Source organism: Marinobacter sp. MBR-99, from assembly GCF_040547575.1.
Classification (GTDB): Bacteria; Pseudomonadota; Gammaproteobacteria; order Pseudomonadales; family Oleiphilaceae; genus Marinobacter.
In genome coordinates, this window is the sequence record NZ_JBEPPY010000001.1 from 340,235 (window position 1) to 354,379 (window position 14,145).

Genomic DNA, 14,145 nt, shown 5'->3' on the forward strand with positions numbered 1-14,145 from the left:
CTCCTTGCGGCCACTGGCACTGTCTCAGTCATCGTGTATCCGGCCATTGCCGGTCAACAGGTTCTGATAAAGCGTTGCGTAATCCCTGGCGCGCTGTTTCCAGGAATAATCTGCGCTCATTCCGTTTTCCTGCAGTCGACGCCATGTCTTCCTGGTGCCAAGGGTCTGCAGGGCACGCTCCACCGCCTGGAATAGCGCATCGGGTGTGGGGTCCCGGAACACGAAGCCATTGGCTTGGTCGGCAGTGACTTCTGACGGGTCGAATACGGTGTCGTTCAGACCACCCACACCGTGGACGACCGGCACGGTGCCGTAGCGAAGGCTATACATCTGGTTCAGCCCGCAGGGCTCGAAGCGTGATGGCATGAGAAACAGGTCCGCACCAGCGGTAATGCGGTGCGCCAGGCCCTCGTTGTAACCCAGGGTCAGTGACAGCTGCCCGGGCCATGCCCGTGCCAGCTCCTGCAGCCGCACCTGGTAGTGGCTTTGGCCGGACCCCAGGATGGCAAACTGGCAGCCGCGTTCCAGCAGGGGCACCGTGACTGCCAACAGCCAGTCGAGGCCTTTTTGTTCCACCAGGCGACCGACAAAACCAAACAGGGGAGCACCACTGGCCTCAAGCTTGAGCTCCTGGGCCAATCGTGCCTTGCACTGTTCCTTGTTTTTCAGGTGGCCGGGGCCGTAATGAAAGTCTAACCATCGGTCCTGTTCCGGGTCCCAGGCGCGGGTGTCAATGCCATTGAGAATGCCGTGCAGGTGACGAGAACGATGGCGCAGCAGGCCATCCAGTCCGTAGCCAAACCAAGGTGTCTGGATTTCCTCGGCGTAGCCGGGGCTGACCGTGGTGATGGCGTCACTGAACACCAGGCCGCCTTTGATAAAGGATAGCTGGCCGTGGAATTCAAGCAGCTCCATTCGCCAGAGAAAGTCCGGCAGGCTCAGGGCCCGAAAGGTTTCGTGGCTGAAAAGTCCCTGATAAGCCAGGTTGTGAATGGTAAATACGCTCTTGGGAGGGTGTTGAGCATTATCGAGAAACACCGGGATGAGTCCCGCCTGCCAGTCGTTGCAGTGAACAATATCGGGTTGCCACGACAGCCCGAGCTGTCCCAGTGACATCATGGCGCCGATTCGGCCAAACAGATGAAAACGATGAGCGTTGTCCCACCAGTCCTCCCCCTCATCGTTCTGGTAGGGGCTATCGCCGGGGCGGTCAAACAGGGCAGGACAATCCACCAGCCAGAGGCTCACTGCAGTTCCGGGCAAACGTGTCTGCCACAAGGCAACATCGTACTGGCCATAGCGAAAACGGGCTTTCCGGCGTGAACCTGCCTCGCGGGCTGCTTTCAACGCTACCGGATAACCAGGCAAGAGTATCTGGCAGTCATAACCAAGTTTGTTCAAGGCCTCCGGCAGGCTCGCTGAAACATCCGCCAGGCCACCGGTTTTCACCAGCGGATAGACTTCACTGGTAGCAAACAGAATGCGAGTCATGATTCGGCCCTCAGAATAACCAGGCCAAGCGGTGGTACGGTTATTTCAAGCGAACATGGGCGTGCCATCCACGGTTGGTCTTCAGCATGCAAGGGCAGGGGGTTGCCGACGTTGCTTCCGCCGTAATAGGTGGAATCGGAATTGAAAACTTCCTGCCAGCACCCGCCGTTGGGCACCCCAATGCGGTAATGCTGGCGCGGAATCGGGGTGAAGTTGACGATCACAACCAGGATTTGCCCCGGCTGGCCACCCCGGCGCAAATAACTGATAACGGATTGCGGAGAGTCGTGGCAGTCAATCCACTCGAACCCCGAGCCGGTAAAGTTGCGGCCATGAAGCGCAGGCTCGCGACGATACAAGCCGTTCAGGTCCTGCACCAGCTTCTGGATGCCGCGATGGCCCTCATGTTCCAGCAGGTGCCAGTCCAGTTCGCGTTTTTCACTCCATTCTCGTCGCTGTCCAAACTCTCCGCCCATGAACAACAGCTTGGCCCCGGGGTAGGTGTACATGTAACTGAACAACAACCGCAATGAAGCTCTTTGCTGCCATTCGTCACCAGGCATTTTCTGGATCAGGCTGGATTTTCCGTGTACCACTTCATCATGGGACAACGGCAGCAGGAAGTTCTCTGAAAACGCATAAAGCAGGCCGAATGTAAGCTTCTCATGGTGGTATTGTCGGTAGACCGGATCTTGCTGGAAGTAACGCAGAGTGTCGTGCATCCAGCCCATATTCCACTTCAGGTTGAATCCAAGACCTCCGATTTCCGGCGGCCGGGTCACCCTTGGCCAGGAGGTGGACTCTTCCGCCATCATCAGAATCCCGGGAAAACGGCTTTGGCACACCCGGTTGAGGTCCTTCAGGAATTCGATGGCCTCGAGATTCTCGTGCCCGCCGTAGTCGTTGGGCAGCCATTCGCCTTCCTCACGGGAATAGTTCAGATACAGCATGGAGGCTACGGCATCCACCCTTAATCCATCAAGGTGGAAGGCATCGAGCCAGAACAGGGCGCTGCCGATCAGGAAGTTGCGGACTTCATGGCGGCCATAATTGTAGATCAGGGTGCCCCAGTCCTGGTGCCGGCCGCGGCGTGGGTCTTCATGTTCGTAAAGCGCTGTGCCATCAAAGTGTGCGAGGGCGTAATCATCATCTGGAAAATGCCCCGGCACCCAGTCCAGTATTACGCCAATGTTGTTCTGGTGGCACTGGTCCACGAGATAACGCAAGTCATCCGGACTTCCATACCGGCTGGTAGGGGCGTAATAGCCGGTAGTTTGATACCCCCAGGACTCATCCAGCGGGTGCTCGGTTATCGGCAACAGCTCAATGTGGGTGAAACCGGCTTCAAGGACATAGGGGATAAGTTGTTCTGCCAGCTCACGATAGGTCAGCCAGCGGCCTGAACCGTGGTGGCGCCAGGAGCCTGGGTGCACTTCGTAGATACAGATTGGGCGGTGCTGCCAATCAAATCGACTCCGTTTGTCTTGCCAGTCGCCATCCCCCCATGGATACCGGCCGCGCTCGGTAACCACCGCTGCGGTGGCAGGCCGAAGCTCGAATGCCTGGCCATAGGGGTCGGTTTTGATCACCTCACCGCGGGCGGTTCCAACCGCAAATTTGTATAGGGCGCCAGGGCGGATACCCGGTATAAACAGTGACCAGACACCGTAGCCACCGTTAGCCTGCATCACATGGCGGCTGGAGTCCCAGCTATTGAAATCACCAACCACACTGACTGAGCGGGCGTTCGGGGCCCAGACCGCAAAGCGCACGCCCTCCTTACCCCGAACGGTGACAGGGTGGGCGCCAAGGACATTGTAGATGTGCCAATGGCGGCCTTCGGCAAAGAGGTGGAGATCAAACTCACTCAGGGCAGGGCTTTCCATAGACCTAAGATTCCCGATCAGGATGGCAGGGTGCTATAGCACCATTGAACGCCGTAGCGCCTGTATAAAAAATGACCCAAGACAATCTTACGTCATAATCTCGTGCTAGTGTTCTAATATTAGTACCGGTGTCAAATTGATGTCGATTCCCCCCAATCTCTGAAGCACAGGGGGGCGGAAGACCTCACAGGTTTTCAGGGAAGGTGTCATGCATACTTCGAAGCGATTTGTCAGCCGCCTGACGCGGCAAACTCTTGCTCTGGTTCTTGCGGGTGGGCGTGGTTCCCGGCTCCATGATCTCACCAAGTGGCGCGCCAAGCCCGCAGTCCCGTTTGGCGGCAAGTTCCGGATTATTGATTTTCCCCTGTCCAATTGCGTCAACTCCGGCATTGCCCAGGTGGGTGTGATTACCCAGTACAAATCCCATTCCCTGATCCGGCACATTCAGCGTGGCTGGGGCTTCATGCGCGGCGAGCTCGACGAGTTCGTTGAACTTCTTCCTGCCCAGCAGCGCATCGAAACTTCCTGGTATGAGGGAACCGCAGACGCGGTGCTACAGAATCTGGACATTATTCGAAGCCATGAGCCCGAGTATGTCCTGATCCTGGCCGGTGACCACGTCTACAAGATGGACTACGGCACCATGCTGGCAGCGCATGTGGAAAGGGAAGCAGATATTACCGTTGGATGTATTGAAGTGCCGATTGAGGATGCCCCGGCCTTTGGTGTCATGTCGGTCGATGAAGAGCTGCGTATCACCGAATTCGAAGAAAAGCCTGCCATGCCGAAGGCCATGCCAGGCCAACCTGGAAAAGCCCTCGCATCCATGGGCATTTACGTGTTCAGCACCAGAGTGCTTTTCGACGAATTGCTTAGAGATCATAAGCTTAACAACGAATCTTCCCATGATTTCGGCAAAGACATCATCCCCTCGGTTATCCGGCGTCTGAGAGTGTCTGCCTTCCCGTTTCGCGACCCGGTCAACAACAAACCGGCCTATTGGCGCGATGTGGGAACCATTGACTCTCTCTGGCAGGCGAACCTCGAGCTGATAGACGTCAGTCCGGAACTTAACCTTTACGATGCAAACTGGCCGATCTGGACCTATCAGGAGCAGCTACCGCCCGCCAAATTCATCTTTAATGATGAGAACCGCCGGGGAACCGCTGTGGATTCCATGGTTGCCGGAGGCTGCATTGTTTCCGGAGCCAAGGTTCTGCATTCGTTACTGTTTTCCCAGGTACGCGTGCATTCGTTCACCACGATCGAGGATTCGGTGATCTTTCCAGATGTGGATATAGCCAGAGATTGCCACATTCGTAAAGCAGTCATCGATCGGGGATGCAGAATCCCGGAAGGCACCCGTATTGGGTTTGATAAGGAAGCAGACCAACGCCGTTTTCACGTTTCCCCCAAAGGCGTTGTTCTGGTCACCCCCGAGATGCTCGGGCAGGACTACCCCCATGGACTCTGACCATCGCACGCCGGTTGTACTTTGCTGGCATATGCACCAGCCTGTCTATCAGGATCAGCACACCGGAGAGTTTCTGTTCCCCTGGGTCTATCTGCACTGCATCAAGGATTATGCCGATATGGCAGCACACCTGGAGGCTCATCCAGGGGCCAGGGCGGTAGTCAACTTTGCCCCCGTGCTGCTGGAGCAGATAGAAGAGTATCTGGTCCAGATTGAACGCTGGCGACACAGCGGCGCCCCCATTGGCGATCCCGTGCTGGCCGCCCTGGTTGCTGAATCGCTGCCCGAGCCAGGGTCTCCGGGTTTTCTGGAGTTGATGGAGAAGTGCCTGAGAGCGAACGAAAACCGCATCATCAAACGGTTTGCACCCTATAAACGATTATCAGAATTGGCCCGGTTCTATCGCAGCCGCCCCGATATCCAGCGTTATATCGCACCGCGATTTCTGGCAGACCTGCTGGTCTGGTACCACCTGGGATGGATGGGTGAAACCGTCCGCCGTAACCACCCGGTGATTCAGGCGCTTCAGGAAAAGAGTCATCAGTTCACCATGGAAGACCGAAAAGCCCTGCTGGATGTGATCGCCGAGTTGATGGCAGGACTCGGCCCCAGGTACCGCCACCTGTCCCAGACCGGCCAGGCAGAACTGGCCATGAGTCCCTGGGCCCACCCCATCGTTCCTCTGTTACTTGATTTCGGTTCCGCCCGGGAGGCCATACCTGATATACGGATGCCCGAGCACACCGGTTACCCCGGTGGCCGGGAGCGGGCCGAGTGGCATCTTCAGCAAGGAAAAAAAGTCTTCCAGCGGTTTTTTGGTGAACAACCCGCAGGTTGTTGGGCCTCAGAAGGCGCGCTGAGCCAGCAAACCCTGGCGTTGCTGAGTGACCATGGTTTTCAATGGAGCGCCAGTGGCGACTCAGTTGGCCACAACAGTTTCCGGCTGGCCAAGGACCAGGGCGCCATCAAAAAAGAGCCGCACATTCACCAACCGTTTGTATTTACGGAACAGCCACTGACGGTTTTCTTCCGGGATGACGGCCTATCAGACCTGATCGGCTTCAATTACGCAGATTGGCACGCAGAGGATGCGGTTGGCGACCTGGTTCACCACATGGAGGTCATCGCGAGCAATAACACACACGGTGAACAACGGGTAATTTCGGTCATTCTTGACGGTGAGAATGCATGGGAATATTACCCGGAGAACGGTTACTACTTCCTGGATGAACTTTACCGGGTACTCGAAAACCACGGTAGCCTGCGTTTAACCACCTACCAAAAACTGCTGAGCGAACCAGTGTGTGATCCGGTCAAACTGCCGCACCTGGTTGCCGGAAGCTGGATTTACGGCACCTTCTCAACCTGGATTGGTGACCCGGACAAAAACCGCGCCTGGGACCTTCTGTGCGAAGCCAAGCAACATTATGACCGTGTTATGGACAACGGCAGCCTGACCGCCGAGCAGAAAGAAAAGGCCAGTTACCAGTTAGGACTTTGCGAAGGTTCGGACTGGTTCTGGTGGTTTGGAGACTATAACCCGGCAGCGGTGGTGAGGGACTTTGAACACCTTTATCGCCGGCACCTGACCAATCTCTACGACTGCATTGGTTATCCACCGCCCGCGAGCCTCTTCCAGCCCTTAAGCCAGGGCGGAGGCGAGCCCGCCCGTGGCGGTGCCATGCGACCGGGACATGAGGCCGGAGGCGGGGAATGAGTGGCGTGCTGAGGCCCGCCCCGGTATTTTCCCGCCGTCGCGCCGGCGTGCTGTTGCACCCGACCTCGCTACCGGGAGATAAAGGTAAACTGGGCCAGCAAGCCCGGCGATTCGTGGATTTTCTGGCGCAGGCGGGGATGACTGTCTGGCAAACCCTGCCAACAGGCCCTACCCATGCGGACCTTTCTCCGTACCAGTCTTTGTCTGCCCATGCCGGAAACCCTGAGTTTATTGACCTGGCGGAGCTTGTTTCTCTGGGTTTGCTCAACGCTGATGAACTTACCTGCGAAACCAGAAAACGCGCGCTGGAAATTGCTGCTTCGCGTTTTCTTTCGGAATCCTGGCAGTCGACCATGCCCGATAAACAAGACGCCTGGCGGCAGTTCCTTTCAGACCACAAGGCCTGGCTGGATGACTTCGCCCTGTTTGTTGCCATTCGCGACGCCCATGGGGGAGTTCCCTGGTACGAGTGGCCGATGCCGCTTCGCCATAGAGAACCCAGGGCTCTCGAGGCGTTCAGAGGACAGCATCAGGGTGCTATTGCACAGGTCTGCTTTGAGCAGTTTGCTTTCCACCTGCAATGGCAGGCTATACGTCATTACGCCCGTGATCGTGGCGTGTTGCTGTTTGGGGACATTCCCATTTTTGTCGCTCACGACAGTGCCGATGTCTGGGCGCATCCTGATATGTTCAAACTGGATGCGCAGGGTCAGCCGCTCGTGGTCGCGGGCGTGCCGCCAGATTACTTTTCTCCCGATGGCCAGCACTGGGGCAACCCTCTCTACGATTGGCATGCCATGGCTGCGGAGGGCTACCGATGGTGGATTGACCGGCTGGCCAGTCAGCAGGAGAAGTTTGACCTGCTCAGGATTGATCATTTTCGGGGCTTGCAGGCGTTCTGGGAAATTCCTGCGGCAGATGCAAGACCTGTTAACGGGCACTGGGTGGCAGGGCCCGCCGATGCCTTCCTGTCCGCGTGTTTCGAACAACTTCCTGACCTGCCATTGGTCGCAGAGAACCTTGGCATCATAGGGGCGGATGTAGAGGCACTGCGGCAGCGGTTCAGCCTGCCTGGCATGACGGTGATGCAGTTCGGTTTTGATGGCAGCCCGAGCAATCCTCATTTGCTTCACAACCATAAAGAACACGACCTGGTCTATACCGGTACGCACGATAACGATACCACTCTGGGTTGGTATCAGTCTTTGGACGAGGGCACCCGGAATCATGTAAATCAGTATCTTCGCGTGACCGGTGACCAAATACCCGAGCAAATTATTCAGGCGGCCCTGGGGTCGGTTTCCGGGTTGGTCATCATTCCCGCACAGGACTTGCTCGGCCTGGACTCCAGTGCCCGTTTTAACACACCGGGAACCGTCACCAATAATTGGATATGGCAGTTGCCTGAGAACTATCCCGCCGCAGCACGGCCTGATGATCTGCGGGCACAGGTGAATCTCTATGGACGCTAGAATTGGTCGATCAATAATTGATCAGCATCAATATGATTAAACCTTAACCAGCTATAACTATAAACATCGGGTGCATGCACCCACGGCTTGTTTTATGTGTAGTGAATGCAGGGGGATATCATGGAACATCGGCTCAGTCAGCGTATTGAAGGTGAGTTGCCTATACTGGTTTACAAAAGGGGAATGCCGGTTGCCACTGGTCAGATTCAGGACGCATCCCGGCGGGGGCTCTATGTAGCAACCGATTACAGCGACATCCGGTTGAACCAGCCCATTCAGTTGGCCTTCAAGCTCCCGGATAAACGACAGGATTGCCACCGAGTGCTAAATGCCCATGTAATTCGTCGCTCGACCGGTGGTCTTGGTTTGGCGTTTGATGGCTCCGATAACGATGCCCGGGTGATAGCAGATTTGATCCAGTGGCTGCAGGGCCAGTCTTTGCTCGCAGAATACAGCACCGGATGGCAACACCAGAGGCACTGATACAACAACGACGAGAAGGAACGCATAACATGACACGATTGGCAGGCAAGGTAGCAGCAGTCACCGGAGGAGCCGTTGGCATCGGCAAAGCAGCGGTTCAACGAATGGTTGAGGAGGGTGCTGCGGTAGGCATACTGGATGTACTTGACCAAAAAGGAGAAGCGCTCGTAGCGGAACTGGCCGGTAAAGGCTACAAAGTGGCGTACTGGCATTGTGACGTATCAAATGAAGCCCAGGTAAAAGAAGCCATCAATGGCGTTGCGGAAAAATTCGGCAAGCTCGACGTATTGGTCAATAACGCCGGCATTTCCGGCACTAACAAACCAACCCATGAATTGACAGAAGAAGAGTGGGATAAAGTGCAGGCTATTAACGTCAAAGGCGTTTTCTTCTGCACAAAGCACGCGATACCCCATATGAAAAAAGCGGGCAGTGGCAGCCTGATTAACCTGTCCTCCATCTATGGTCTGGTAAGTGCACCGGACGTACCGCCGTATCATGCATCGAAAGGCGCGGTGCGGCTGATGACCAAAACCGACGCCATGATTTACGCACCGGACCGGATTCGTGCCAATTCGATCCATCCGGGATTCATCTGGACGCCCATGGTGGAAAACCACCTGAAAACCACCGGCATGGACCCGGAGGAAGCAAAACGCGCAACCGCAGCCTTACACCCTCTCGGGCATATGGGTGAGCCAGACGACATTGCCTGGGGTATTGTCTACCTGGCTTCTGATGAGTCCAAGTTTATTACCGGCAGTGAACTGGTTATTGATGGCGGGTACACCGCGCACTAACAGTGAGCCATTGCCATGACACTTGCTGCTTACACTATGAGGGCCCTGCCAGATCAACTGGCAGGGCTTATTCCACTGGCGCTGGATTTGCGTTGGAGTTGGCACCATGGCAGCGACCAATTGTGGCGTTTGCTGGATGAAGAGGTCTGGGACGCTACCCATAATGCCTGGTTGGTCCTCAACAGTGTGTCGTCCGAGCACTTGCTTTCACTGGCAGAGAATCCGGACTTTCTGGCCGTTTACCAAGCGCAGATAAGCCATCACCAAGCCTTTAATGAGGCAGATACCTGGTATTCAGACACCTGTGAGAGCGAGCTGGGTGAGGGCATTGCGTGGTTCTGCATGGAATATGGTGTTTCAGAGTCCCTTCCACTTTACAGCGGCGGGCTGGGTGTCCTTGCCGGGGACTTTCTCAAAGCCGCCAGTGACCTTGGCGTGCCGGTGATGGCGGTTGGCCTGATGTACCAGCAGGGTTATTTCCGCCAGGCTTTGAATTCGGACGGCGAGCAACTGGAGTTTCACCCCTATAACGACCCGACCATGTTGCCGGTTGCACCTTTGCGGGACCCAAACGGAGAGTGGGCGAGGGTGAAGGTACCTTTCCCGGGTCGAGATGTTCGGCTCCGCGCCTGGAAAGGCCAGGTTGGCCGGTGCGAACTGTTGCTGCTCGACAGCAACGACCCCCGGAACGAACCGGGCGACAGGGGGATCACCAGCGAACTCTATAGCGGAGATCCGGAGAAACGCCTGCAGCAGGAGATGGTGCTGGGTATTGGTGGCTGGCGATTGCTGGAGCTTTTGCAACGCAAGCCCACCGCGTGCCACATCAATGAAGGTCATAGCGCCCTGGCGTTAATAGAACGAGCACATTACTGGCAACGGGCAAACCACACGGATTTTGCCGCGGCCAGACTGGCAACCCGAGCCACCAACCTGTTTACCACTCACACCTCGGTAACCGCAGGCTTTGACCGTTTTTCGCCAGAACTTGCAGAACTCTATCTCTCGCCCTGGTTGTCCGAAAACAACAATACCCTGAAGAACCTGATTCAGATTGCCAATGGTGGCAGTCACGACCTGAACATGGCCGGCATTGCACTTGGCATGAGTGGCCGGTTTAACGGTGTTAGCCAGATCCACCGCAAGGTTACTCAGACAATTTTTCAGCCCTGGTTCGGGCGCTGGCCGGCAGATGACATACCGGCTGACTTTGTGACCAACGGCGTGCACACCCCTAGTTGGGACTCGCCGGAATCTGACGCTCTGTGGACCCGGGCCTGTGGTCAGGAACGCTGGCGCCGCCCGTTGACGGAATCCTGCCCGCTGCAACCGATCACCGACAACGAACTCTGGCAAATGCGCAGAAACCAGCGTAGACGCTTGATCGGGTACCTGCGCAAGCGCCTGCGAAGCCAACACTGTGAGCACAACTTTGGTTCCAGTGCCGACGCTGCCTGCGGCCTGCTTCTGGACCCCGAGACCCTGACACTCGGGTTCGCCCGTCGATTTACCAGCTATAAAAGGCCAGACCTGCTTCTCAGAGACCCGGACCGCCTACTGGCGATGCTGTGTTGCCGTGACAGGCCACTACAGATTGTTTTGGCCGGTAAGGCCCACCCCCATGATGACGCTGGCAAGGCGCTGATCAAACGCTGGAAGGATTTTTCCCGGCGGCCGGAGGTGGAGGGCCGCGTGGTCTTCATCGAAGATTATGACCTGGCCGTAGCCAGCCAACTGATTCAGGGCGTCGACGTTTGGCTCAACTGCCCCAGGCATCCCTGGGAGGCCTGCGGTACCAGTGGCATGAAAGTGTTGGTTAACGGCGGCCTGAATCTGTCTCAATACGATGGCTGGTGGGCTGAAGCGTGGAACGAGAGCGTGGGTTGGGCTATTCGCCCCGATGCCAGTTTCCAGCAACTCAGCCATACCGACCAGCATGATGAAGCAGATTCGAATGAACTCTACGAGTTGCTCGAACAGCAGGTGGTGCCGGAATTTTACCAACTGAACAGTGAGGGCCTGCCAGCGCAATGGTTACAAAGGATTCGAGCCAGTATGGACCAGTTGACAGCCTGTTATTCCGCCAATCGAATGGTTCGGGAATATGTTGAGAGTTTCTACCGTCCGATGGTGGCCCGAGGTAAGCAACGCAACGCCACAACCGCCGCACAGTTAGTCCAGTGGCAGGATCACATTGCCCTGCATTGGCCCAGACTACGTTTCGGAAAACTCACCAGCCAAAGGGAAAATGGTAAACGGGTGTTCGACCTGGACGTTTACCTGGACGGCCTGCAGCCAGAACAGATTATGATTGAGATAGTTGCTGAGGCAAGTGAATATGGCGACCGTATCGTGCAACCCATGGCGCTGGCTCATGGACTGCCGGGGGCTGAGGACAGCTACCTGTTTTCAGCAGAGGTACCGGACCGGCCCGAGGACCATTACACCCCAAGGATTCGTGCACACCACCCTCTGCTCAATATGCCTCTGGAAGACCAGCATGTACTCTGGTACCGATAACCCTTTTTAGCCGCGCCAGAATCCCGGAGAAAGCACGATAACCACGCTGAGGATTTCCAACCGGCCCATCAGCATGCCGACAGAAAGGATCCATTTAGCCGCATCCGGTAAAGGGGCGAAGTTACCCGACGGACCAATAATATCCCCCAGACCCGGGCCGACATTGGTCAGCGAGGTTAGGGCGCCTGAGAGTGCAGTCACAAAATCGAGCTGAAGCGACGCCAACAACACCGTGATAATCAGCAAGCACAGCAAGAAAATAAAGGTGTAAGCAATCATAGAGGAAATAATGTCGTCACTGACTGCGCGCCCGTTGTAGTTCCGGGTGAATACCGCCCGCGGATGGAGCAGCCGCATCAACTGCTCCCGAAGGATGATCAACGACAACTGGAACCGGAAGATCTTCATGCCACCCGCAGTTGAGCCTGAGCAGCCGCCCACGAACATCAGGAAAAAGAACACCACAAAAGCCAAGGGGCCCCAGGCGGCATAATCTTCCGACGCATAGCCCGTAGTAGTGACCACCGAAGTGACGTTGAACAGAGTCACCACGTAGTTATGGACGGGATCAAACGGCACTGGCGACACCCACCAGCGGTAGAGCGTGAGCAACGCTGGAACGGCAAAGAGAATCGTGAGGAAAAGCCGAACCTGCTGATCTTTGAACAGAACGCCATGCTGGCCGTGCATTTCCCGTACGAACAGAAAGAACGGCAAACTGCCAATAATCATGAAAAAGGTTGCTTCCATCAGGATCAGGTCACTGAATTTGCCCATGGAGAGGTCAGACGTCGAGAATCCGCCAGTGGCAATGCTGGTTAAACCATGGTTGAAGGCATCAAACAGGCTCATGCCAGAAAGCCAATACGTGATCACGGCGACCACTGAAAAGACCACATAAACAAACAGCAGACCACGACTGAGCGTTTTCATGCGGGGCAGAGCTTTGTCTGTCCACTCCGACGATTCAGTTGCGAACAGCCGCATGCCGCCAACGCGCAGAAACGGAAGTACGGCAACGAACATACCGATGATCCCGATACCGCCTATCCATTGCAGAATTGAACGCCAGAGCAGCAAGTCCCGATCCATATCATCCAGTCCGCTCAGGACCGTGGCGCCGGTTGTGGTTATGCCAGAAGTGCCCTCAAAAAAAGCGTCGGCCACCGATATGCCATTGCCACTCAGGTAAAAGGGGATAGATGAGAGCAGGGCGATGATAAACCAGCTGGAGACGGTAAGAACGAACATGTACCGTGGTTTCAGATCCCTGGGTTGCCGGTACATTGACAAAACCCCGGCCGCCCCGAACAGAAATACAATCCCTGCGGATTGGGCGAAGGCTACTGCGTTCGGCACATCCTCGCCAGCCAGGGCCAGAAGAACGACGGGTAAGGTCATGAAAACACTGAGAAGTATAAACATGACACTGATGATAAAAATGACAGGGTAAAGGTTTCTCAAGGTACGCCCGCGCCAGCTGACAAAGAGACGGCGTCAGGATACCCGCGGTACCCGGCATCCGCAAGGAAACAGGCAGATGTACAGGCCGTTAACGCCAGATTAAATCCCTGTAAAAGCAATGTAAATTCGGAACCTTGCTATGGCAAACCGCGTCATTGTGGTGCACGTTGTAAAAAGGAGCGTAAGAGAGCTCTCAATAAGGAACAAGGAGAACCGGTTATGAACATGAAAAAGAATGTATTGTTCGCAGCGGTTGCTACTGCCGGACTGGCAATGGCGGGAACTGCATCTGCACAGGATATGTACAAGTCTGGCGTGGGCAGTCTGTACGCCGGGCTGAATTACACCTTCATGGATGTGGATTTTGACGGCTTTGCCAGCGCCGACGTTGGAACCCTGTCAGGCAAGGTTGGTGTTATGGCCAACGAATTCCTTGGCGTTGAGGCGCGCGCGGGTTTCGGGGTAGACGATGACAGAATTGCCGGCGCCAAGGTAAAGCTCGACAACTTCTTCGGCGGCTACGCCACGATCAACATGGCTAACCAAAGCCCGGTGACGCCTTATGCAGTCATTGGCTTTACCCGAATCGAGGCCGAAATCGGAACCCAGTCCGACGACGACTCTGACTTTTCTTATGGTGCTGGTGTGAACGTGAAGTTGGCTCAGAACCTGTCCGGTAATCTGGAATACATGCGCTACTACGACGATAGCAATGTCACTGTAGACGGTATTGGCCTTGGCGTTCAGATGAATTTCTGAAGCAGAAACGACGAGATGATTGGCGCCCCTGCAACACACTAGAATGGTGTGTTGCAGGGAGGGGGCTATAAGCCCCTGG

The 14,145-nt window shown here is 55.9% G+C and carries 10 protein-coding genes; 7 read left to right on the plus strand and 3 right to left on the minus strand.

Going from position 1 to position 14,145, the window contains the following annotated elements; translation table 11 throughout:
- Window positions 1–24: 24 nt before the first annotated feature.
- Together glgA and glgB are read right to left on the minus strand one after the other, a co-directional pair.
- Window positions 25–1,491: a glycogen synthase GlgA gene (gene glgA, locus ABIE59_RS01630; RefSeq protein ID WP_354443617.1), complete on the minus strand. Its 1,467-nt coding sequence runs from the start codon at window positions 1,489–1,491 to the stop codon at window positions 25–27.
- Window positions 1,488–3,377, minus strand: coding sequence for a 1,4-alpha-glucan branching protein GlgB (gene glgB / locus ABIE59_RS01635; RefSeq protein ID WP_354443619.1), 1,890 nt, complete (start codon window positions 3,375–3,377; stop codon window positions 1,488–1,490). Before glgB ends, glgA begins: the two co-directional genes overlap by 4 nt.
- Window positions 3,378–3,585: 208 nt before the next feature.
- Here glgB and glgC point away from each other — a divergent pair, with 208 nt between their 5' ends.
- The 6 genes from glgC (at window position 3,586) to glgP (ending at window position 11,843) form a co-directional block, all read left to right on the plus strand.
- On the plus strand, window positions 3,586–4,851 hold the full coding sequence (gene glgC / locus ABIE59_RS01640; protein ID WP_354443621.1) for a glucose-1-phosphate adenylyltransferase: 1,266 nt from the start codon (window positions 3,586–3,588) through the stop codon (window positions 4,849–4,851).
- Window positions 4,841–6,568 carry a glycoside hydrolase family 57 protein gene (locus ABIE59_RS01645; RefSeq protein WP_354443623.1) on the plus strand — a complete coding sequence of 576 codons (1,728 nt, stop codon included), beginning with the start codon at window positions 4,841–4,843 and terminating at the stop codon, window positions 6,566–6,568. Before glgC ends, ABIE59_RS01645 begins: the two co-directional genes overlap by 11 nt.
- Window positions 6,565–8,040, plus strand: a complete 1,476-nt coding sequence (gene malQ / locus ABIE59_RS01650; protein WP_354443625.1) for a 4-alpha-glucanotransferase — start codon at window positions 6,565–6,567, stop codon at window positions 8,038–8,040. The genes ABIE59_RS01645 and malQ overlap by 4 nt, the downstream gene beginning before the upstream one ends.
- A gap of 120 nt (window positions 8,041–8,160) precedes the next feature.
- Window positions 8,161–8,523 (plus strand): PilZ domain-containing protein, encoded by a 363-nt coding sequence (locus ABIE59_RS01655; RefSeq protein WP_354443627.1) that lies wholly within the window; start codon window positions 8,161–8,163, stop codon window positions 8,521–8,523.
- A 29-nt stretch (window positions 8,524–8,552) separates the two neighbouring features.
- On the plus strand, window positions 8,553–9,323 hold the full coding sequence (locus ABIE59_RS01660; RefSeq protein WP_354443629.1) for an SDR family NAD(P)-dependent oxidoreductase: 771 nt from the start codon (window positions 8,553–8,555) through the stop codon (window positions 9,321–9,323).
- A gap of 15 nt (window positions 9,324–9,338) precedes the next feature.
- Entirely contained in the window at window positions 9,339–11,843 is a 2,505-nt protein-coding gene (gene glgP, locus ABIE59_RS01665; protein ID WP_354443631.1) for an alpha-glucan family phosphorylase, read from the plus strand.
- 6 nt (window positions 11,844–11,849) lie between these two features.
- Here glgP and ABIE59_RS01670 read toward each other — a convergent pair whose 3' ends face one another.
- Window positions 11,850–13,268, minus strand: coding sequence for a TrkH family potassium uptake protein (locus tag ABIE59_RS01670; RefSeq protein ID WP_354443633.1), 1,419 nt, complete (start codon window positions 13,266–13,268; stop codon window positions 11,850–11,852).
- A 258-nt stretch (window positions 13,269–13,526) separates the two neighbouring features.
- Between ABIE59_RS01670 and ABIE59_RS01675 the strand changes: the two genes are divergently transcribed.
- Window positions 13,527–14,066, plus strand: coding sequence for a porin family protein (locus tag ABIE59_RS01675; protein ID WP_354443635.1), 540 nt, complete (start codon window positions 13,527–13,529; stop codon window positions 14,064–14,066).
- Window positions 14,067–14,145: the final 79 nt, after the last annotated feature.